Origin of the sequence: Thiohalophilus sp. (assembly GCF_034521165.1) — a bacterium.
Classification (GTDB): Bacteria; Pseudomonadota; Gammaproteobacteria; order UBA6429; family Thiohalophilaceae; genus Thiohalophilus.
On record NZ_JAXHMV010000002.1, the window covers coordinates 254,499 to 275,995 of the forward strand.

Here is a 21,497-nt window from a genome sequence, read left to right on the forward strand (position 1 = left end):
CTGCTTACTTTTCCACCATCGTCGGGTGATTGATATGATAGCCCTGCACATAATCGATGCCGATTTCGACCATTTTTTTGTAAATCACCTCATCCTCGACAAATTCAGCCACCGTCTTGATGCCCATGGCGTGGCCAATATCATTGATCGCCTTGATCATTGACGCATTGATCTTGTTGACCACGCTGTTGCGGATCAAATCGCCGTCAATCTTCAGATAATCCACATGCAGATTCTGCAGATAGGTGAATGAACTGACGCCACTGCCAAAATCATCCAGTGCAAAACGACAACCCACGTCATGCATCATGGACATGAATTTCTGGGCATTGGCCAGATTGGTGATCATCGCGGTTTCGGTAATCTCGAAAATCAGCCCACAGGGATCGATCCGGTATTCCTCGATCTTATTGACGACATAATTGATCATGTCGGTATCGCCCAGCGAGTCCCCGGAGAGATTGATAGAGATCTCATGAGTATTCAGACAGCCGGTACTGATAAGGCGAAATGCCTCGTTAATAACCCATTTATCTACATTTTTAATCAGATTAAAGCGCTCCGCCGCCGGAATAAAGGCTCCAGGGGAGCAGTGGCTGCCGTCTTCTTCCACCATTCTGACCAGTAATTCATAGCGCTCGTCACTCGGGTTCTGTGTGGAACGAATACTCTGCTTGTACAGACAAAACTGATCTTCACTCAGAGCCTGCTGCAGGCGGTGAGCCCATTCGATATTCTTGATATGCCGACCCAGTTCATAGTCATCCTGTTGATAGACATGCACCCGATCCCGTCCGGTATCCTTGGCAACATAACAGGCGGTATCCGCGGCACTCATCAAATCCTTGACCCCGCCACTGTGGCGTGTGACAGGTACCAGACCGATACTGGCACCGACGGTAAATACATTACTTTCCCAGACGAAGCGGTGTTCGGCAATGGTTTTTCGAATCTGTTCGGCAATTTCCCGGGCCTTATCCACGCTGCAGCCAGTCAACAACAATCCGAATTCATCACCACCCAGCCGCGCCAGGGTATCCGTGTCGCGGATTTTTTCCTGGAGTAACCAACCGAGCTGACGCAACAACTCATCGCCGGCATTGTGACCGCATTTATCATTGATAATCTTGAACTGATCCAGATCGATATAACACAACGCATGCTCCCTGTTTTCCCGCCAGCTCTGATCGATCAACTGATTGATGCGGCGATCGAATTCGCTGCGGTTCACCAGTCCGGTCAGGCTGTCGTGCGTGGCGAAGTATTCCATTTCATCCGCCATGTCGCGGATCTCGGTGATGTCCCAGGAATAGATCCGCACCACTTTATTCTCCGGGACATAGGAGAACTGCTGTTCATAGACCATCGCGCCGACTTCAACACTGCGCAAAACAGCGCGGTCACTTTGCCTGACTTTGTCTATCATCTCGTTCAGATTGAGCAAAGCAGGATGCTCGGAACCCAGTACTTGCAAACGTACAAAGCTCTCATTTGCCGCGGAATTCGCGTAAGTGATCTCTCCCGTTAGCGTGACCTCGATAATAGGTGTCGGGCTCAATTCTGGAAAACTGGCCAGACGCTGCAGTTCACGCTCGGCCTGTTTGCGCTCGCTGATATCCCGGATTACCGCGCAGACTGAAACTTCATTGTTGGCACTGATTGGCGTCAGGCTGACTTCCACCGGCAGGGTCGTGCCGTCCTTGCGCCGACAGCACAGTTCACCGCAGCCCATGGCTCTGGGATTCGGCGCATCCGTGAACATCTGTCGCAGGCCAACATGACGATCGCGCAATGCTTCCGGTATCAGAATCTCCACCGACTCACCTATCAGCTCGATATTCCTGTAACCGAAAACACCGAAACACTGGGCGTTGGCCTGCTCGATAAAGCCGTCACCATTGACGATGATCTGGGGATCGGGGGAGGCTTCGAACAGCTCACGAAACTGTCTCTGGGTATCGAGGTATTTGTTTTCCGCCGCGCGGATCAGGCTCAGATCCTGGATGTGCTGAATAATCCCGCTCGGATTACCCTGCGCGTCGCGAATCACACCGATGCGCACCTGAATGGAACGGCCGGCATGATTACGCGGATCGTCGGCCTCCATGGTGACCACCGTGTCCTTTTGCGCCAGACGCGCCCGGCAGATCGGACAGGGTTCTTCTTCCCCTTCAGGGTGGAAAAAACGGGTAACCGGTTGACCGATCACGTCTTCGGGCGGACATCCCATGCGGGCAAAGAAGGTTTTATTGGCCTGCATCACCCGATCATCCAGATCGAGCAGGCAAATCGGCTCATCCAGGAAATCGAGTGCCGTTTTCCAGCCGTTCGAAAGTGTATCGAGTGCCAACGCCCCGGGGACCAATGCCATACATTAACTTTTTGCCGTGCCCGATCCCTGGCGTTGAATGAGTGAAATCCTCCCGGATTTCAGCTACGTAGCAGGTTGTCGGTCGACGACGGTGAAACTTTACCCTGCGCCGTCTGGGTGAATAGACGCAATGCGGGTAAAGTTATTCCAACCCATTATATTTTATGAGGTTTTTCGCCCGGCGACCCGGGCGGGCAGAGGAAGGGCGCGATATTCAGCCGGAACGGCGTTTGGCGGCAATCCGCAGGCGCAGGGCGTTGAGCTTGATAAAGCCTTCGGCATCTTTCTGGTCGTAGGCGCCGGCGTCCTCTTCAAAGGTGGCGATTTTCTCATCAAACAGCGAGTCGCTGTCGGACTGGCGGCCGGTGACGATCACATTGCCCTTGTAGAGCTTCACCCGCACCTCGCCGTTGACGTGTTCCTGGGAGGCGTCAATCATGCTCTGCAACATTTCGCGCTCCGGCGACCACCAGTAGCCATTGTAGATGAGCGAAGCGTATCTGGGCATCAGCTCGTCCTTGAGATGGGCCACTTCCCGATCCAGAGTCAGGGATTCGATGGCCCGATGGGCCTTGAGCATTACCGTGCCGGCCGGGGTCTCGTAGCAGCCGCGGGATTTCATGCCCACATAGCGGTTCTCGACCAGGTCGTCGCGGCCGACACCATTGGCGCCGGCCACCTCGTTGAGCATACTCATCACCTGGGCCGGGCTCATGGCCTTGCCATCGATGGCCACGATATCCCCGCGCTCGTAACGCAATGTCAGCTCGGTGGGCTTGTCCGGGGCCGCCTCGGGGGAGACACTCCAGCGCCACATGTCCTCTTCCGGCTCGGCCCACGGGTCCTCGAGAATCCCGCCCTCGTAGGAGATATGCAGCAGGTTGGCGTCCATCGAATAGGGGGATTTCTTGCCCGACTTTTTGAAATCCACCGGAATATCATGCTGCTCGGCGTAGGCCATCAGCTTCTCGCGGGAGTTGAGATCCCACTCGCGCCAGGGCGCGATGACCGTCACATCCGGCTTGAGCGCATAGGCCCCCAGCTCGAAGCGGACCTGGTCGTTGCCCTTGCCGGTGGCGCCGTGGGAGATGGCATCGGCGCCGGTCTGGTTGGCAATCTCCACCAGCCGTTTGGCGATCAGCGGCCGGGCGATGGAGGTGCCGAGCAGGTATTCGCCCTCATAGACGGTATTGGCCCGGAACATGGGGAAGACGTAATCGCGGGCGTATTCCTCGCGCAGATCCTCGATATAGATTTCCCTGACCCCCATGGCCTCGGCCTTGGCCCGGGCCGGCTCCACCTCCTCGCCCTGGCCGATATCGGCGGTGAACGTCACCACCTCGCAGCCATAGGTTTGCTCCAGCCACTTGAGAATGATGGATGTATCCAGGCCACCGGAATAGGCCAGCACTACTTTCTTGATATCGCTCATGAAATTCGGCTCCGTCGCGAGGAAAATTACGCCAGATTCGGTAAAACGCCGCGCATTATACCGGAAACGACAAGAAAAAACGTGCTAGCAAGCCGACGGGCTCCGCCGCGCCGGCGCCTCCCCGGGCCCCGGCAAAAAGCGCGTCAGGGTGTTATTTAAGCCTGAACAGCGGCGAAATGGCCTCTAAATCGCGGGATCCGTCACAAACCGGCGTTTTCCCCTTTAGCCCGCACGAAAAATCATGCTATAAAAGGGGATTAGATAATAAGCAACTACAGGGACAAGTATGGGACGACTGACTCTGATCATTCTGGTTCTGTTTTCAGTGACCGCCATTTACAGCGAGGCCAATGCGGCAGCCGCCCCTGGCGCTGACACCGGCAAAACGCAGGCTGCGCCTGCCGTAGCATGTGGAGACGTTCCTCGACGCTGAGTATCAGCGACTGAGAATAATCTCCACCCGACGATTCTTGCGCCGGCCTGCCTCGGTCCGATTGTCGAACTTCGCCTCGGTCTCCTCGTAGGCCCGGGTCGTAATCAACTTGGCATCCACCCCCTGCTCCAGCAGATAGGCCCGCACCGCATCGACCCGCTGATTGGCCACCACCCGGTTCACCCGCGACAGACCCAGGCTGTCGGTATAGCCTTCGATGCGCACCCCCTCAACCTCTCGATCCTGACGCAGATAGCGAACCAGCCGGTCGAGCCGATTGCGCTGGGCCCGCGACAAACGGGTCTGATTGCTCTGGTACACCAGCACGGTCTGGCGTACATCCTCAAAGGTGTACGGCAGCAACCCCTCGACGCAGGCGCGAAATTCGCCCACAACCGCCGCAAAGCCCAGCGGGGAAAGCCGGACCCGGACAACATCCTGCGGCTCGACCCAGTCCTGGTAGATAAGCGTCGGAAACAATCCTGCTTCCAGTTCCGCCATTACCCGGCGCGCGCCCGACTCTCCAAGATAAAAGGGTATCTCGCCCGGAACCACCGGCAGGTCACCCAGATCCCGGCCCTCATCATAGTGCTGCCAGCTGGCCGGCAGTGACAACAGGCGCGCCTCGCCGGCGGTGGCCGTGGCGGGTTGCTCGACCCGTACCCGGAACACCAGCTGACCATCGCTTTGCTGGCGAAATTCGGCGACGCCGTAACCGGCAATCTCGTGCGTCAGACGGCAAATCAATGCCGTCCCCTGCAACTGCCAGTCTGCTTCGGCCAGCGGGGTCGAATAGATCCGCAGGCCCGCCCAGCTCGAGGAGGCCGCCAGCAACCCGAAACTCACTAAAATCATGGAGAAAACACGCATCATACGACCTGAAATGCAATTACCGGGCCAGCCTGACAAATTGAATTTGAATCCGCCATGGCCAATGCAGTAGCCTGACAAACAGCCCAGTACGGAACCCATGGCATGGACATTCTCATCATCGATCACCAGCGGGTCAGACAGCTGGAAACCTTACCCGAGTCAGTGCCCGAAACCGGCTTTCTCTGGCTGGATATTATCCGCGGCGAGGAGAGTGACTGGCCGCAACAGGTCGAACGTCTGAGCGGTGTGAGCATCCACGAACGACACATCCGCGACAGCCAGAACCTGGAACACCCCTCCTTCTACGACGGCACTCAGGACTACGAAATGCTGATCTTCCGCGGTCTCTCCCCCGCGGATCAGACCAGTGATTTTCAGACCCGCCCGACGGTATTTTTCGTACTCGAGCACCTGCTGTTGACCATTCGCTCTGCTGACAGCGTCTCGGTCTCCCTCGTCAAACCGCGCCTGCTGGACAAAACCGTGCGTATTCCGCGCCGGCCGGCCGGACTGATGCACCAGCTGATGACTTACATGGTAGACCGTTACCTGGCCCTGCGCGAACCCCTGCTCGATCGTTACGATGAATGGCGGCGAGATCTGCTCGATCCGCGTCGCGACTTCAGCGACTGGATGGCGGTAATGGATTACACCAGTGACCTGCGAAAACTGGAGCGCCTGTGTGACGAACAGATCACCGCGCTGCAGGCCTGGCGTGAGGACACCGATACCGAATTCGATGATCACCTCACGGTCCGGTTCAACGATCTGGTCGAGCATATTCAGCGCGTCATTCGCTTCGCGCAGGACCAGAAAAACGAAGCTGAAGCCCTGGTACAGTTACACTTCTCCGCTGTCTCCCATCGCACCAACGAGATCGTGCGCGTGCTGACAGTGATCTCGGCGATCTTTTTACCGCTCACCTTCCTGGCCGGAATTTTCGGTATGAACTTCGAGAACATGCCCGAACTCAAACTGGAGTACGCCTACTTCTTCGCCCTCGGCGGCATGGGTACGCTGGCTCTGGTATTGCTGTTCCTGTTCAAGATCAAGAAGTGGTTGTGAATAGGCGGAATTGCCCGATACCGTTCACGCTATATCGGGCCTACAATCCGGGTAGGCCGGACAGAGCGAAGCGGTGTCCGGCAAATAGCAATGCTATCGTGCTGAATCCGGGTTTGATTTGATATACACATCCCGCTGCGGGAACGGAATGGTAATATTGTGTTCCTTGAAGGCCCGCCAGATTCCCAGGTTCAATTCCGAGCGGATGCTGTTAACTCCTTTCTCCGGATCGCTGATCCAGATACGCAACTCGAGACCGATGCCGTTGTCACCGAATTCCAGCAAGCGCCCGACCGGTTCGGGATCCGGCAGCACACGCGGATGCTGTTTGGCCAGTTCCACCATCAGTTGCATGGCCAGTTCCGGATCATCGCCGTAGCTGATCTGCACCGGAAGCTTGACCCGCACGTTGCGATCCTCATAGCTCCAGTTGATCACCTCCGTGGTGATCAGGTTCTCGTTGGGAATCAACGTATCCACCCCGTCACGATCCCGCACTACAATATAGCGGGCATGCAGCTCGTGGACCCAGCCGAACTTGTTACCCACGCTGATCACATCCCCCGGCTTGATGGAGCGATCGAACAACAGCAAGAACCCGCTGATGAAGTTGCTGGCAATGCGTTGCAGACCAAATCCAAGGCCCACACCGAGCGCACCACCGAACACGGTCAACGCCGTCAGATCAAGCCCTACCGCATCCAGGGCGATCAGAACCACCTTAACGATTTTACCCAGCGCCACCTGCAGCCCGGAGGCCAGATAGGTGGCCCGCTGCATGCGCCGCTCGATAATCGCCGACGCCCACACCGCCAGGGTAAACAGCAGCGCCACCAGTAACAGGAAGTTAATCACCGACAAGGCGGAGATCCGGTTACCCGCCAGGGTAAAGGCAAAGCTGTCCAGGGTTTGTAAAACGAAAGGCAGAATACCCAGCAGATAAAGGGCAACAATAATCCAGATGGTACTGGAAAGAATGTTCTCCCAGGCCTTGAGCATCGGTGTCGGCGCAAATCCCTTGCGCAACATATACACCAGCAGGCGAATTCCGGCCAGGGACAGCAGCAGATTGGCCAGAGCCAGCAGCTGGGTCGGTTGTTCCAGATATCTGAAGACGCTGCGCGCAATGATGATGATCAGCAGAGCCACCAGGGAATAGATAATCCGCTCGATGCTGCGCAGGGTGAACTTTCTGAAGCCGGTCAGATCCGCGCCCTGGCTGGCATCCAGACGACGGCGAATACCACGGGCAATCGTCCATGCCAGCACAAGCGAAAGCGCTATAATCGCCAGTTGCCACCAGTTATCGGACTAGTTGAAATCGGAGGCCCGGAACAGCAACTCGGCCCACCAGTTTGAAATCAATTCCATCGTGTTGCCCGTATCACTCAGTCAGGCTTACCGGGCAAGCCTGTCATTAATTCCGCGGCAGAGAATATGCCCATGCCGCGTTATCCTGCACTTGCCTGACAATTGCCCGACCAGGTATTTGCTTCGCTCTATCGAAAGCAAAGCACAGACGTTGCCGCCAGACAGCTGCGCATTTACACGCTCTTCGAATCTTCCGGTGCCTGGGTACGATCGTCCAGTGAATAATCACGCACTATTGCACCGACGCGGATCCGGTAATCCTGGAACAGGCTACCGCGCCCCTTACCTTGCGCGATCCGGTGTTGCTCCAGATTTCGCCACCGGCAGATCGCCTCTTCATCTTCCCAGAAGGAAAGCGACAGTATCTTTCTGTCATCGCTCAGGCTCTGAAATCGCTCAATAGAGATAAACCCGGGCATTTCTTTTAAATCTTTCCGTAGCTGCGCCGCGATGGACAGGTACTCCTGTTTGCCGTCGGCAGTGGGAATCACTTCAAATATCACCGCAATCATGGGTCACCTTTGTGCTGCAGGCCGGACGTGCATCTGGCAAAGCATATTCAGATTCTATACTGGACAGAGCCGCGATTACACATCGTTGGCCCGGCGCAATCGGGCCTCGACCCGGGCGGTATTCAGCAGGCTGTCGTCGACCACTTCGGGATACAGAGGATAGAACCGTTCCACCTCGAAAACATGTGCGCACGCGGCCTGCTCCAGACGCTGGCGCACCGCACGGGACAGCCCGCCCATCATCAGCAAGCGTGGGGCAAGCCGCTGCAAATAGAGATCACACAGTCGCCGGGATTCCGGGTCCAGCCACTCCTCCCGGATCAGACAGGGCGGAAACTCGTCCGTCGCCGCCGGGCGTTCGAACCAGACCGCGCGCGGTCTGTTGCCGGCCCGCGCCTCGATCTGTTGCTGCAGGCGATAGTTGACCGGCGGCAGGTAGGTCGCCTGCACCGGGGGATCCGGATCCGTCACAGCCAGTTCCGCCGCGGGCATTGCGAGCCACTGCGGGGGCGGAACCGGCAGTTGCGTCTCCGCCTCATCGACGCAGGAATGCAGCAGCGCGAGAGGACTGTCGTCGCGGCCGTCCAGCAGCCAGTACTCATAACGGTCCGCCGCCTCAAAGGGCACCCGGGCGTCGCAGATCGCCTCGAAAAGCCGCTGGCTATCGGCATGGACCCGCCCCGGCTCCAGCGAGGGGTGGACGGCGCGGGTCTGTGTCCGGTTCCCGTCGATGGTCACCACCAGGGAAAAATTCACGCGCGGATCGTCCCGGAATGGCCCGTTTCGCACGGGCTCGTTGTCGTTCTGCGCGTAGCGCAATGCCCAGTTCTTTCCGTCCAGGCTCAGGGCTCGCCCCCAGCCCAGTTCGGCAACCTGGATCACCCCGACAAAGGGCAAGAGCAGTTTTTTGGAGTACAAACGGGTCATTTACGAAACACGAATATTCAGCTGACGACACCGCCAACTGTGCCACCAGCGGGCGCGCCATGGCCAGTTTTTTCGCAGACAGGAAGGCCGCGCGCCATGAAGGCAAGCCATCAATCGTACTGGAGGGGGGCACTGACCGCATGCACTGCCGTCAGCTGAAAAATACGAAGAATTCGGAGATACGAACTGCTATACCGCCAGGGATGTTGGGGTCAAACAGCAGTTTTTATTGTAGGAGAAGCCGCGCGACCGTTGAGGGTAACGCGGCTGATCGCCTCAGGGCTTCTTGGGGGTGGTGTAGGGGACTTCTTTCTGAAAGGATTCCCAGATAGTGTCATAACCCACATAGCCCTTTTCATTGGCCTGCATTTGACGGGTTGTCAGATAACGTGACTTGCCATCGGGAACCTTGGGCCGGGTTTTTGGTGCATCGCTCATATCATCACTCCTCAATGGTTGAAACGGGAGGAATTAAAACGGGGATGTCAGCCCCTCCCACTTAACTGACGTAAATCATACTCTCTAGCGCGTGTAATGTCCCTTTTTGGGAATCACATGCCGCACACCCCCCTGGGGATTTTCAACATCCCCCGTGTAGCGGGGAATAACATGAATATGGACATGGAAGATACTCTGACCGGCCGCCGGCCCGATATTAACGCCGATGTTGTAGCCGTCAGGCTTGAACTCCTCGTCCAGCAACCTGCGCTCCTCGGTAATCAGCGCCATGCAGGCATTGATCTCTTCGGAGGTCAGGTCAAAAAAGCTGGCAACATGGCGACGCGGAATCACCAGGGTATGCCCCGGGCTCACCGCGTAGGTGTCACGAGCACTGTAAGCCAGTTCATTTTCCAGTGATACCCCGCGTGGATCTTTACAAAACAGGCACGGATTATTGGGGTCTCTTTTTTGTTCTGCTTTTACTTCAGACGACAAACTTCTACTCCCGTTCGCCTGGCACCCGGTTATTGCACAGGCACCTTGGTAGTCCCTTCAACGTCCGGAACGTCGTCGACCTTGCCGCCGAACTCGATTTCTTCTTCGCTGGCGTCACGAACTTCCTTGATTTCCAGTTTGAAAATGACTTCCCTGCCACACAGCGGGTTGTTGCCATCGATAGTGACGGTCTTTTTATCCACTCTTGTGACCAGAAACGTCTTGGTCTGCCCCCTCTCATTTTCCATCAGGATGGACGTGCCGACTTCGCGATATTCCTCGGGCACATTTTCGATGGGCTCGACAATGACCAGGGACTCGTCTCTGGGACCATACAACTCGTTACAGTCTATCGGCACCTCGATCACATCACCCGAGAGCTTGCCTTCCAGCTCGGCGGTAACAGCGGGTGCCAGGACTTCACTTACCCCGTGAACATAACCCAGGGGGTACTCGATCTCGGTCAGCACAGATCCTGACTTTTTATCGATGACCTTGTACATGAGTTCGACGTACTTGTTGTCAGCGATAGCGTCTTCGAGTTGTTGATTCATATTACAAGCTTTCAATCTGTATTGATTAAGGTTTTAAAAAACAGGGTCAGGTGAACAGAACTCAGAATATGGAGGCACCAAAGATTCTGACTTCACCATCCTCATAACCCAGTACCATGCGACCCAGCCATTCACCTTCTTTCTTTTTGCTGCGAACCCGGTAGAGAATCGTGACATGTTCGCCACGGCGAATCGTCCCCAGATAGTCATAATCTTCGGACAAGCTTCTCGTCAGCTCGCTTTTGGCAAACTGCTTGCCGACCTCGACTTCATTCAGGCCGAACAGCAGGTTGTAAGAGAATTTTTTGATGAATTTACCGTACTGGCCTTTATTGGAATATTTGATCAGGTCTTCCCACATGGGATGTGCAATAGCCAGCAACTCCTCATCGGGCATATTAATAATATTCTGCTGGTTTTGTGTCTCGATTGATGCTTCAGTTGTCATAGTCACGCTTCTATTGCTACCAATAATCAGTTTTCCAGTTAAGCAAATCTTGGCCTTAAAACTTTTCCAACAGGAAAAGAAACACCAGCAACACCTTTAAAAACAAGAGGTTGCTGGTGCTTTACGGCCTTCAAGGCAGATCTTATTCGTTTTCGTCTACCAGGTGATAACAAGGAGCTTTCTCCATTGTGTATTCACCTGTTTTGGGATCACGACGAGAAACGGTCAGCACATGCCAGTTTTCATCATCCAGCTTCAGTGCATCACCACGGTAGTAATAACCGGGCCAACGTGTTTCCCTGCGGAACAGCGTATGCTGCATTACTGATTCTGAAGCGCGATGACGATGTTTCAGTTCCCATGCACGCAAAAGTTCATGGAAATCTTTTGCGGCAACCTTCTCAAGATCCTCTTCCAGAATGGCCAGTTTCTTCAGACCGATATGCAGAAGCTTCTCGTTGGTCATGTAGTTGACGCTGGCGCCACCACAGTACTCGTCCATCAATTTCTGCAAACGATCCAGGCCCTGGCGAGGATTGATGTAGTTGGGGTTAACATCACCGGCAGTGATCTCGTTCCGGTAAACCTTGTAGTGCTCCATCGGCTTGAAGATCTGCGTCTTGCGGTCGTTGATCTGCTTCTCGGAGACTACGATACCTTCGGCCTTGCCGTCGTCGATGTACTTGCAGGCGGCCTTGGCAGCCAGACGACCTTCGGTAAAGGAACCGGAGGAGAAGGCGTGCGGCGTACCGCCCACCGCGTCACCGGCACCGAACAGACCCTCAACGGTGGTCATGCGGTTATAACCCCAGAAGTATTCTTCCGGTGAGATATCCTCGGGACCTGAACACCATGCGCCACAACCAGTCGCATGTGAACCCATAACATAGGGCTCGGAGGTAGTCAGCTCGGGGTTTTCGTTCTTGGGATCCACGTCGGTGGCCGCCCACAGTACCGCCTGACCGACGGTCATGCCCAGGAAGTTATGCCAGCCGATCTCTTCGAGATGCGGATCCTGGAAGGCTTCCATGGTGACCATGTGAATCGGACCACGACCGGCATTCACCTCGGAGATCAGGGCGTGGTTACGCAGGCAGGTCGGAATCGGACGATGCGTGACGTGAGAAGCATCGGGATCCAGGTATTCTTTACCGACGATTTCCTGCAGACCGGGCCACCACTTGGACTCATACTCTTCGCCCAGGCAGTTCTGGGTGTAGGTCTTCAGATGCAGGAAGTAAGCACCCACCGGACCGTAACCGTCTTTGAAACGGGCCAGTACGATACGGTTTTCCATCTGGGTCATCTTGGCACCGGCTTCGATTAACAAGCCATAGGCTGAACCGGATGACCACGGCGCGTACCAGACACGACCCGCACCTTCACCGACGGAACGCGGTTTGAAGATGTTGGAGGCGCCACCGGCACCGACAATCACGGTCTTGGACTTGAATACGTGGTAGTTACCGGTACGCACGTTAAAGCCAACAGCACCGGCAACGCGGTTTTCCTTGGCTTCGTCCATCAGCAGGTGAGTGACACAGATACGGTTGAAGACCTCATCCGCGGATTTTTTGGCGGCTTCAGCCACGATCGGCTTGTAGGACTCACCGTGAATCATGATCTGCCAGCGACCTTCACGCTGATAGGCGCCGGTCTTGGGATCGCGCATCAGCGGCAAACCCCATTCCTCGAACTGATGCACAGCCGAGTCAACGTGGCGCGCCATATCAAACAACAGATCTTCGCGCACCATGCCCATCAGGTCGATACGCGCATAACGTACGTGATCTTCCGGGTTATTTTCACCGAAACGCGTACCCATGTAGCAGTTAATGGCGTACAGACCCTGTGCAACCGCACCGGAACGATCGATGTTTGCCTTTTCGGCGATTACGATCTTCTTGTCCTGCCCCCAGTATCTGGCTTCGAATGCAGCACCGGTGCCACCGAGGCCCGCACCTGCTACCAGGACATCAATATTGTCTTCTATTATTGTTTTGTAAGCCATCAGTAGTACACCCCTGCTTTCATTTTTAACCCGTTTGATTTCAAGGTGTGTATATCCCCGTCATCAAGACGAATATATTTCGGTTCGTTAAACAGCAACTGGCTGTCACGCATTTCCTTGGTAGGACCTTGCACTGAAGCGAGCTTGGGAATGTGTTTACCCCATGGCTTGGTTGTAATAGGTGCAAGCAGTTCCATGTCTTTTTCGCCGTTGCGGAACTTGATACGCCAGGCAATAACACCTTTTTCCTCGTCACGTTTCACACGGACCGAGTGCCCCAGCGGCGCAAAGTCTGCGTAACCCCGTACATCAATGGCGTTCATCGGGCAGGCTTTTACACAGGAGTAGCACTCCCAGCACATGTTGGGTTCAATGTTATATGCACGACGAGTGACCTTGTCGATGTGCATGATGTCTGACGGACAGATATCGACGCAATGGCCACAGCCATCACAACGCGTCATATATACAAAAGTAGGCATTTTTATTCTCCTGCTGTCGAATTAGTAGTGGCGCGGCGCTTCACGCTTGATACCGAGACCCATGTGTGAAGGGTTCTTGCCCATGTATTCAGGAATATCCGGGAATTTCGCCTGTACTGCAGGATCCGACAGATCATAGTCAGCCGGCAGGTTTTCTCTGGAACCATCCGCTTTAATCATCCGTTTCTGGAATGCCGCTGCAGGCTTGAAGAACATGTGGGCAAACTTGGACCACAGCACGGTGCTGAACAGAACAGTCGTAGCGACGATGAACAGAACAAAGAACAGCATAGCCCAGCCGGCAGCACCACTGGATTGCAGGATGGACCAGATCAGGCCAAATGTCGCCATGGTGAGCAGTGAAAGGATAAAGATATCGGCCTGACGCAATTGATACCATTTAACAGCTTCTGCAGCAACATCCACGCGGATGAAGAACCAGAACCAGTAACCACCGACGATAAGCATCAGGGCACCGAGGTGCCACAACAGCGGTACGGTACCGGATGAAGTGTCTGCTCCGAAAATCATCATCACGGTTGTCACGACGAAGATAATGAAGCCGTACATGGTCAGCAAGTGAGAGATTCTGCGACGGATATTGCAGAACTCGGAAGAAGTGATAACTTCACTGGCTACGGTCTTGACCAGCAGTGATGCTTTTTCACCACCACCGACTGTTCGTTTGGCAGCCTTCTGCGACTTTTTCGAATTTTCGAAAAAGTACTGGGCACTTTTCTTGTGCATCATATCCAGCACTGTTCCCAGTACCACCAGGATAATCATCAAAATGATGTAACCCTGCATGATCTCGGGAGATATCAATGCTGTGAGTTCAGAGAAGGGGTTGGTGGTCAGCATATGAGACACTTCCTCTATTTATTGTTTATGATTTGTAACCGTAGTTACACCCGCAATAACGGGCCAAGGTTAACATTGCTCTTACGGTTCGACCAGACAAACACGATAAACGTTTTTTATCCATCATTCCGAAAGTTGATAATAGACTCAGCCCGATGGGATGAGGCCCGCAATTGTAGCGCGGAGTCGCTACCGACGCCAGTTCAGCGGATAGTTCGAGCGCGATTAACAGGCTCGCGAGAAATCAATTATTTCAGTATTTCCTAATATATTAATATTATAGGCGACAAGCTTAGACTCTTTCTAAATCGCCCTCTGCCGCAGCAGATGGGCCATCTCGAAGAAATTCCCGCGACATCCAAACCAGGGCCCCGAGCGTCGGTTTGTCCCGCATGATCGCGGTTAAAGGTTTTTTTTCACCCGCGGATGGCCCCTTATGCCCGTTCATGAATCTGCTCGCCCCGAATCGTGGCCCGGTCTGCGGCGGGGGTGTTGACTCAAATCGGCGCCGCTCGCTTCGCCTGATGTCGTTCATACTCAGACGCAACAGCGAGCCGGTGATTAAAAAATAGACAAATGCGCCTGATTCTTTATCCCCGATACTTTATCCCCGATACCTTATCAGGGAGCTCAGGAAAACCCTTTATCTTTAACCCGCCAAAGCCGGGCGAGTGAAATCGAGCGGTTAGCGGATTGCGGCCTCTATTCCGGATAAGGGTCCATCTCCAGCTTTTGCACGTAATGTCCCAGCATGTGAATGTAACCATTGTGGCGACGCTCGCCACTGCTGGTGAACTCGAAGTCATACAACCGGTAAAGCGCCAGCGTACCGCGCGGCCCGCGCCGCACTCGCAGTTTGTGCAGCGCAACACTATCGTCGAGAAACTGGACCCCGGCCTCGCGGCAGGCACGGATGCCGGCACGACGCGCGATCTCCTTGCTGCCCATCCCCTTCCACCACAATACTGCCAGCAGGGCGATGGGGATAAAGACAAGCAATCCCGTCAGCGTCATTCGACCCGCCCCGTCAGCAGATGCGTACGCATGTAAGAATGATTCGTAGTGTCATTTGTCATGTCCTCATTTTGCCAATTAACCGCACGCAGTGCACACTGATGAGTAATCCCGGGAAAATCCAGACCTGCCGCGGTTTGTGGCCTCGGCAGTACATCTTGCCCATCGAACCGGCTATGATTTGAAACAACCATTACATATACACCAACTAGGGGAAATGTCATGAATAACACCTGGGTGCTTGTTGCCAACGCCAGCGAAGCCCGCCTTTTCAACCTGATCAAGTCCGATCTCGAACGGGTGAACAGCTTCTCGCACGACGAAAGCCGCATGAAGGGCGAAGACCTGGCCAGCGATCGCCCGGGCGCCTACCAGAGCGACGTCAACCGTGAAGGGCATGGCAGTTATGCGGAACCGACCAATCCCAAAGAGTATGAAAAGGACCGTTTCGCCCGGGAACTGGCAAACGTCCTTAACAAGGCGCGCAGTGAGAATCAGTTCAACGAACTGGTCATCGTCGCCTCTCCCCACTTTCACGGCCTCATCAATCAGCATCTTGATGATGAATCCAGCGAGAAGGTAAGCCACAACATCGAAAAAGATTACACCCAGGTAAAGGATAGCGATATGCTGGATACGCTCCTCCCCTACCTGCGTCCGTACCTGAAGGAATAAACATGCACCGCCTCCCGGTCACATCAAACCGGGAGGACGAACAACGTGTCATTTGCCCGCCACAATGTTCGGTGCCTCAAACATAGAACAGTATGGCCACGTAATGGCTGATGCTGCCGGCCAGCACACACAGATGCCACAGGCCGTGCATCCACGGATAACGACGGTCCAGGGCAAAAAAGACGATCCCGCCCGTATAGAAAAGCCCCCCGGCCAGCAACCAGACAAAACCGCTGAATGGCAAACCGGCCAGCAAGGGCACAAGCGCCAGCAGGATAAGCCAGCCCATCAGCAAATAGATAATAAACGGGGCAATACGCATCCCGTTTCGAAACACACCATCGATCACGATACCCAGCACCGCCAGTCCCCAGATGGCCCCGAACAGCCACCAGCCCACGCTGCCTTCCAGCGTCACCAGCGTAAACGGGGTATAGGTGCCGGCAATAAGCAGATAAATGGCCTGGTGATCCAGAACACGAAACACCCGCTTCGCCCGGCCACGCAACCCGTGATAAAGCGTCGAGATCAGATAAAGCAGGAACAGCGAGCCGCCGTACACGCTGAATGATACGATCTTGAATCCATCACCGCTATTTGTCGCAACAACCAGCAGCACGACCACACCCGCCAGCGCAAGTGTGGCGCCAACGAGGTGAGAGATGGTATTGAAACGCTCGCCCTTTTTCATACCACTATTATAATTATGAAGTGATCGAAGTGTTTTACAGATTTTTACTTTATAAAGACGGAAGGAACAAAGGCAGGATCTGCTCCGATCATCGCGCTAATGAGAATCGTTTGTTACAGCCGCATCAGAATGATTTTATTTGAAAACATCGCCGAGAAAAACCATTTCGTAGCTGGCCCTTAATGCGGCTTGTTTCCATTCGCGACTCACTTCGCCCTCAATCTCAATCGGCAGAGCCTCGACCACCTTGCGAAACTTTTCCAGCAGCTCCCGCGTATCACCGGCACCAATATAGATGTTTGCCAGGTCAAAACTGTAACTATCCTGTTCAATCAGAGCGGACAGCTGCGTGCCTTTTTCAATATTGATATCAATATCAACCCCGGGAATAGAGTTGCGCAGGCGATCGAGTTCATCGGCACCCGGAACATGGCTGACCTTTCCATCCTCGAAACGGCGCAAATAAAACTTGGCGGCACAAGCAAACCGTCCGGCCCGGGCCTTGAAATCCGGCTTATTTCCGAGGGCCAGATCCACCATTATCTGATGATTTGAGGTCCCGTCGACGAACTGAAACATTTCACTGTGAGACTGGGAAATCCGGGGATTGATCTCCAGCAATTGATAATCGCCAGTATTCATGTCGTAAAAATATTCAATATTGAAAGCGCCATTGTCAAAGCCGATATGCGACATAATCGTCCGGGAAGTCTCAACCATCGCATCCTTGATCTCCTGCGGAAGTTGCGAGGGATACTCATAGCGAAAGAAAGAGGATCCGCCCGGATAGTTAAACGAATCGATTATGCCGTGGGAAATTATCTCACCTTCGTAGGCATGCCCTTCCACGGTACATTGATGACCGGAGATCATCTCCTCGATGATGCAGTGATGCCCTTCCACTTCCCTGACATAGTCAGGCAGGGTTGCATGGCCCAGTAATTCATTGAAGGGGGCACCAATATAGTCGATCTTGTCGCGGATCTTTCGCAGCGCCTCGTCCAGGTCCTGGCGATTATTAACACGAAACGCCAGAAATGAGTCCGTGGACTTCACCGGCTTGATCCAGAACGGAAAGGCCATCTGGATCTTTTCCGCCGCATCTTCAGCAAAAGGATCCAGGGACTCAAAAGCCGGCGTGTGTCCGGGAATAACCTTTTTCTGCTCGCAACGACTCCAGTACTTGTGATCGCACTTGAGCTCGCTCTCGAGCGAAGGTGATACCAGGTTATGTTTCTCACACAGAACAGGCACCATGGAGTTGACCGGAAAATCCCAGTAGCCGACTATGGCATCGATGCGACCTTCAAAATGGCCAAGCACCGATTCGGCCTGCTCGATCAGGCCATTAAAAGACGGGTACTTATCAACCCCCTTGACCTCATCAAAAGTGAGCAGACTATGAAATTCATAACCGCGATCATCATGGATCTCGTCAAGTAACTTGCAGTTGAAATCGTCCGCGCCGAGAACAAAGATATTTTGCACCATACCAGTATGGCCCCCTGATTCAATGCAATGCGCTAAAAGCGTCGTTGATATACTATTTTATTCACCATTGAAAGGTAGAGCATTCTCTTCCTTGATGCCAGGTCTGTCCCGCTTCGCATACCCTGTACGGCCTGAAGCCGCCTCAAAGTACATAACATAAAGCAAGGGGATAGAGGGATTTACTTTTGATCGGGCCCGGCCTGTGATTGGCATCGTGGAATCACTCGCCGCTAACCCGCAATCAAAATATAGAATTATCAACCAGACGAATAACGTCGATTGTTGATGCACTTCTTCTGTGTTCTTCTACAATAATCAGAGCAGAAGGTAAGGCCGGATACCTCTGCTCAGACTCCCGGGTTTGTTGCGCGATCAACTTCAAAGTAGCATGTTGACACCAACCGCCCGGAATACTGGCTGAAGGTTCATACCGCCCCGCACACATACCGCACCAGGTGCAAATAGATCTTACTCTGAATAATACGATGACCTGCCCGCCCCACAGCGAACCGGACACGGACGTCGACATCCGGCACAGGCTGCTGGATATCGTGCGCACGCTCAGCCGCGAACTGCATCCCGATCGCGATGACAGCGAGATTCAGCTCGACGCCGCACTGGAGCGCGAGCTGGGCTTCGACAGCCTGACACGCGCGGAATTGCTGACACGTCTCGAACGCGAATTTCAGATCGGCCTGTCCGAACAATTGCTGGCCAGCGCCGAAACCCCGCGCGATCTGCTGCGGGCCGTTACCAGCGCCGCGCCGCAGCAAGCCCAAAAACGGGAACGCTCGCAGCCGGCGGCACCCGCCAACAGAACGGAAGCCGGGGCCGCGCCACACCGTGCCACGACCCTGCTCGAGGTGCTTGACTGGCATGTGCAGACCCAGCCCGAGCGGGTGCAGCTCTACCTGTATGATGAAGCCGAGGATCCACAACCGATCAGTTACCGGTCCCTGCGCGACGGCGCGCTGGCCATCGCCGCCGGGCTGCTGGCGCATGGGGTCAAACCGGGACAAACCGTGGCCATCATGCTGCCCACCGGCCGGGAATATCTGTTTTGTTTTTTCGGCATTTTATATGCCGGGGCGATTCCGGTGCCCATCTACCCCCCGGCGCGGCCCTCGCAACTGGAGGATCATCTGCAACGCCATGCCGGCATCCTGGCCAATGCCGCGACGGTACTGCTGATCACCGTCAGCGAAGCCCGGCCGCTGGCGCGCCTGCTCAAATCCCGGGTGCAGACGCTGGACACGATCGCCACGCCGGACGACCTGCACCGGGAACCGGCCGAGCTGCTGCCGCCGATCACGTCGCAGGATATCGCGTTTTTGCAATACACCTCCGGCAGCACCGGCCAACCCAAGGGCGTGGTGCTCAGCCACGCGGATCTGCTGGCCAACATCCGTGCCATGGGCCGCGCCATCCGGGTGGATTCCACCGACGTGTTCGTCAGCTGGTTGCCGCTTTATCATGACATGGGGTTGATCGGTGCCTGGCTCGGCAGTCTGTACTATGCGATGACCCTGGTGCTGATGTCACCGCTGACGTTTCTGACCCGACCGCAACGCTGGTTGTGGGCCGTGCACCGCCATCGCGGCACGCTCAGCGCCGGGCCCAATTTTGCCTATGAACTGTGTCTGACCCGCATTCCCGATGAGGCTCTCGCCGGTCTGGATCTGGGCTCCCTGCGCATGCTGTTCAACGGCGCCGAACCGGTCAGTCCGCAAACCGTCCGGCGTTTCAACCGGCGCTTCGCGCAATACGGTTTGCATCCGACCGCCCTGGCGCCGGTTTACGGACTGGCCGAAGCGGCGGTGGGACTGGCCTTTCCGCCCCTGGGGCGCGGCCCGCGAATCGATCGCATCGTGCGCGATATTTTCGTCGATGAAGCACGCGCGCAACCCGCCGCCGAAGAGGATCCCCATACCCTGGAATATGTCGCCTGCGGCCAGCCACTACCGGGTTATGAACTGCGCGTCGTCGATGACAGCAGCCGCGAGTTACCCGATCGGCAGCAGGGCCGGCTGCAATTTCGCGGGCCATCCGCCACCAGCGGTTACTATCGCAATCCCAAAGCCACCCGCGCGCTGTTCGATGATGGCTGGCTGGAAACCGGCGATCTCGCCTATATCGCCGACGGCGAGGTGTACCTGACCAGCCGCATCAAGGACGTCATCATCCGCGGCGGGCGCAATATTTACCCTTACGAGGCGGAACACGCCATCGGCGAGCTGGAAGGGGTGCGCAAGGGCTGCGTGGCGATATTCGGCAGCGTGGATCCGGATTCCGGCACCGAACGGCTGGTGGTGATGGCCGAAACCCGGCTCACTGATTCCGCCGCGCGCGCCGATCTGCAAACCCGCATCCGCCACACCAGCCACGATCTGCTCGGGCTGCCGCCGGACAAAGTGGTACTGGCACCGCCGCGCACCATTCTCAAAACCTCCAGCGGCAAAATCCGTCGTCCCGCCACTCGCGAGCTGTACGAGCAGGGCCGGGTCGGCGACAAGCCCCGTGCGGTCTGGTGGCAGATCGTACGCCTGGTCGGCGCCAGCCTGCTGCCCGAAACCCGCCGGGTCTGGCGCGGCCTGCGCCATCTCACCTACGCCGCCTATGTGCAACTGCTGTTCTGGCTGCTGGCCCCGCCGGTCTGGACGCTGGTGGTAATACTGCCGCGCGAGTCCTGGCGCTGGGCCGTCATGCGGCGCGGCGCGCGCCTGCTGCTGCGCCTGGCCGGCGTACCGCTGCAGGTGCACGGCACTGAACACCTGGCGGGCAATGGCGCCCGTGTGATGGTCGCCAATCATGCGAGTTACCTGGACGGCGTGGTGCTGGTGGCGGCGCTGGATCAGCCCTTCAGCTTCGTCGCCAAGGGGGAACTGCAGTCACAATGGCTGGCCGGCCTGTTTCTCAAGCGCATCGGCACGCAATTTGTCGAACGCTTCGACAAGCAAAAAGGCGTGATCGACGCCCGACGGATTACCGGGCTCGCACGTGGCGGACGCAGCCTGCTGTTTTTCCCCGAAGGCACGCTGCGACGCATGCCGGGGCTGATGGCCTTTCACATGGGCGCCTTCGCCGCCGCGGCGGAAGCCGGCCTCGCGGTAGTGCCGATCACCCTGCGGGGCACCCGCTCGATCCTGCGCGGCAACACCTGGTTCCCGCGCCAGGGGGCCGTAAGCGTGTTGATTAGCGAACCCATCATACCGGACGGCAATGACTGGGCCGCGGCAGTGCGCCTGCGCGATGCCGCGCGCAACCGGATACTCAAACAACTCGGCGAACCGGATCTGGCGAGGGATATGTCCTGAATGCCGGACATTCCGGAGCAGATTTCTGCGCTGGGG

Annotated in this window: 19 protein-coding genes; 3 read left to right on the forward strand and 16 right to left on the reverse strand. The window is 55.8% G+C overall.

The window, feature by feature from the left end; all coding sequences use genetic code 11:
* Positions 1-4: 4 nt before the first annotated feature.
* From U5K34_RS02995 to U5K34_RS03005, 3 genes are all read right to left on the reverse strand, one after another.
* Positions 5-2,371 (reverse strand): bifunctional diguanylate cyclase/phosphodiesterase, encoded by a 2,367-nt coding sequence (locus tag U5K34_RS02995; RefSeq protein ID WP_322567038.1) that lies wholly within the window; start codon positions 2,369-2,371, stop codon positions 5-7.
* A gap of 214 nt (positions 2,372-2,585) precedes the next feature.
* Positions 2,586-3,803 (reverse strand): argininosuccinate synthase, encoded by a 1,218-nt coding sequence (locus tag U5K34_RS03000; protein WP_322567039.1) that lies wholly within the window; start codon positions 3,801-3,803, stop codon positions 2,586-2,588.
* Positions 3,804-4,239: 436 nt separating this feature from the next.
* Entirely contained in the window at positions 4,240-5,091 is an 852-nt protein-coding gene (locus tag U5K34_RS03005) for a flagellar protein MotY (RefSeq protein ID WP_322567040.1), read from the reverse strand.
* 120 nt (positions 5,092-5,211) lie between these two features.
* Here U5K34_RS03005 and U5K34_RS03010 point away from each other — a divergent pair, with 120 nt between their 5' ends.
* A complete protein-coding gene (locus tag U5K34_RS03010) occupies positions 5,212-6,174 on the forward strand; it encodes a magnesium transporter CorA family protein (protein WP_322567041.1) in 963 nt (320 codons plus the stop codon).
* 93 nt (positions 6,175-6,267) lie between these two features.
* Here U5K34_RS03010 and U5K34_RS03015 read toward each other — a convergent pair whose 3' ends face one another.
* The 11 genes from U5K34_RS03015 to U5K34_RS03065 form a co-directional block, all read right to left on the reverse strand.
* On the reverse strand, positions 6,268-7,443 hold the full coding sequence (locus tag U5K34_RS03015) for a mechanosensitive ion channel family protein (RefSeq protein WP_322567042.1): 1,176 nt from the start codon (positions 7,441-7,443) through the stop codon (positions 6,268-6,270).
* Positions 7,444-7,718: 275 nt separating this feature from the next.
* Complete coding sequence (locus tag U5K34_RS03020; protein ID WP_322567043.1) at positions 7,719-8,057, reverse strand: antibiotic biosynthesis monooxygenase; 339 nt, start codon at positions 8,055-8,057, stop codon at positions 7,719-7,721.
* A gap of 75 nt (positions 8,058-8,132) precedes the next feature.
* The gene (locus U5K34_RS03025) at positions 8,133-8,984 is read right to left on the reverse strand and encodes a hypothetical protein (RefSeq protein ID WP_322567044.1); all 852 of its coding nucleotides are present in this window, start codon (positions 8,982-8,984) and stop codon (positions 8,133-8,135) included.
* A gap of 276 nt (positions 8,985-9,260) precedes the next feature.
* Complete coding sequence (locus U5K34_RS03030) at positions 9,261-9,422, reverse strand: hypothetical protein (protein WP_310694128.1); 162 nt, start codon at positions 9,420-9,422, stop codon at positions 9,261-9,263.
* Positions 9,423-9,506: 84 nt separating this feature from the next.
* The gene (locus tag U5K34_RS03035; RefSeq protein ID WP_322567045.1) at positions 9,507-9,920 is read right to left on the reverse strand and encodes an HIT family protein; all 414 of its coding nucleotides are present in this window, start codon (positions 9,918-9,920) and stop codon (positions 9,507-9,509) included.
* 29 nt (positions 9,921-9,949) lie between these two features.
* Positions 9,950-10,474 (reverse strand): hypothetical protein, encoded by a 525-nt coding sequence (locus tag U5K34_RS03040; protein ID WP_322567046.1) that lies wholly within the window; start codon positions 10,472-10,474, stop codon positions 9,950-9,952.
* A gap of 61 nt (positions 10,475-10,535) precedes the next feature.
* Positions 10,536-10,871 carry a hypothetical protein gene (locus U5K34_RS03045; protein ID WP_416224005.1) on the reverse strand — a complete coding sequence of 112 codons (336 nt, stop codon included), beginning with the start codon at positions 10,869-10,871 and terminating at the stop codon, positions 10,536-10,538.
* A gap of 193 nt (positions 10,872-11,064) precedes the next feature.
* The gene (gene aprA / locus U5K34_RS03050; protein ID WP_322567048.1) at positions 11,065-12,933 is read right to left on the reverse strand and encodes an adenylyl-sulfate reductase subunit alpha; all 1,869 of its coding nucleotides are present in this window, start codon (positions 12,931-12,933) and stop codon (positions 11,065-11,067) included.
* Entirely contained in the window at positions 12,933-13,415 is a 483-nt protein-coding gene (aprB, locus tag U5K34_RS03055; protein WP_322567049.1) for an adenylyl-sulfate reductase subunit beta, read from the reverse strand. The genes aprA and aprB overlap by 1 nt, the downstream gene beginning before the upstream one ends.
* A 21-nt stretch (positions 13,416-13,436) precedes the next feature.
* Positions 13,437-14,276, reverse strand: coding sequence for a hypothetical protein (locus U5K34_RS03060; protein ID WP_322567050.1), 840 nt, complete (start codon positions 14,274-14,276; stop codon positions 13,437-13,439).
* A 702-nt stretch (positions 14,277-14,978) separates the two neighbouring features.
* Entirely contained in the window at positions 14,979-15,290 is a 312-nt protein-coding gene (locus U5K34_RS03065) for a DUF3301 domain-containing protein (protein WP_322567051.1), read from the reverse strand.
* Positions 15,291-15,512: 222 nt separating this feature from the next.
* Here U5K34_RS03065 and U5K34_RS03070 point away from each other — a divergent pair, with 222 nt between their 5' ends.
* Entirely contained in the window at positions 15,513-15,965 is a 453-nt protein-coding gene (locus U5K34_RS03070) for a host attachment protein (protein WP_322567052.1), read from the forward strand.
* Between the two features lie 76 nt (positions 15,966-16,041).
* On the opposite strand, the gene trhA is transcribed toward U5K34_RS03070, so the two are convergent.
* Positions 16,042-16,656: a PAQR family membrane homeostasis protein TrhA gene (gene trhA / locus U5K34_RS03075; protein WP_322567053.1), complete on the reverse strand. Its 615-nt coding sequence runs from the start codon at positions 16,654-16,656 to the stop codon at positions 16,042-16,044.
* A 135-nt stretch (positions 16,657-16,791) separates the two neighbouring features.
* The gene (locus U5K34_RS03080) at positions 16,792-18,147 is read right to left on the reverse strand and encodes an ATP-grasp domain-containing protein (RefSeq protein WP_322567054.1); all 1,356 of its coding nucleotides are present in this window, start codon (positions 18,145-18,147) and stop codon (positions 16,792-16,794) included.
* 485 nt (positions 18,148-18,632) lie between these two features.
* On the opposite strand from U5K34_RS03080, the gene U5K34_RS03085 reads away from it, so the two are divergent.
* Entirely contained in the window at positions 18,633-21,461 is a 2,829-nt protein-coding gene (locus U5K34_RS03085; RefSeq protein WP_322567055.1) for an AMP-binding protein, read from the forward strand.
* Positions 21,462-21,497: the final 36 nt, after the last annotated feature.

Coding starts and splice junctions, on each gene's coding strand:
- U5K34_RS03000 (WP_322567039.1), bottom strand. CDS start 3,803: ATGAGCGATATCAAGAAAGTAGTGCTGGCCTATTCCGGTGGCCTGGAT.
- aprB (WP_322567049.1), bottom strand. CDS start 13,415: ATGCCTACTTTTGTATATATGACGCGTTGTGATGGCTGTGGCCATTGC.
- U5K34_RS03065 (WP_322567051.1), bottom strand. CDS start 15,290: ATGACGCTGACGGGATTGCTTGTCTTTATCCCCATCGCCCTGCTGGCA.
- U5K34_RS03045 (WP_416224005.1), bottom strand. CDS start 10,871: ATGCCCGATGAGGAGTTGCTGGCTATTGCACATCCCATGTGGGAAGAC.
- U5K34_RS03085 (WP_322567055.1), top strand. CDS start 18,633: ATGACCTGCCCGCCCCACAGCGAACCGGACACGGACGTCGACATCCGG.
- U5K34_RS03060 (WP_322567050.1), bottom strand. CDS start 14,276: ATGCTGACCACCAACCCCTTCTCTGAACTCACAGCATTGATATCTCCC.
- trhA (WP_322567053.1), bottom strand. CDS start 16,656: ATGAAAAAGGGCGAGCGTTTCAATACCATCTCTCACCTCGTTGGCGCC.
- U5K34_RS03030 (WP_310694128.1), bottom strand. CDS start 9,422: ATGAGCGATGCACCAAAAACCCGGCCCAAGGTTCCCGATGGCAAGTCA.
- U5K34_RS03080 (WP_322567054.1), bottom strand. CDS start 18,147: ATGGTGCAAAATATCTTTGTTCTCGGCGCGGACGATTTCAACTGCAAG.
- U5K34_RS03070 (WP_322567052.1), top strand. CDS start 15,513: ATGAATAACACCTGGGTGCTTGTTGCCAACGCCAGCGAAGCCCGCCTT.
- U5K34_RS03005 (WP_322567040.1), bottom strand. CDS start 5,091: ATGATTTTAGTGAGTTTCGGGTTGCTGGCGGCCTCCTCGAGCTGGGCG.
- U5K34_RS03040 (WP_322567046.1), bottom strand. CDS start 10,474: ATGAATCAACAACTCGAAGACGCTATCGCTGACAACAAGTACGTCGAA.
- U5K34_RS02995 (WP_322567038.1), bottom strand. CDS start 2,371: ATGGCATTGGTCCCCGGGGCGTTGGCACTCGATACACTTTCGAACGGC.
- U5K34_RS03025 (WP_322567044.1), bottom strand. CDS start 8,984: ATGACCCGTTTGTACTCCAAAAAACTGCTCTTGCCCTTTGTCGGGGTG.
- aprA (WP_322567048.1), bottom strand. CDS start 12,933: ATGGCTTACAAAACAATAATAGAAGACAATATTGATGTCCTGGTAGCA.
- U5K34_RS03020 (WP_322567043.1), bottom strand. CDS start 8,057: ATGATTGCGGTGATATTTGAAGTGATTCCCACTGCCGACGGCAAACAG.
- U5K34_RS03010 (WP_322567041.1), top strand. CDS start 5,212: ATGGACATTCTCATCATCGATCACCAGCGGGTCAGACAGCTGGAAACC.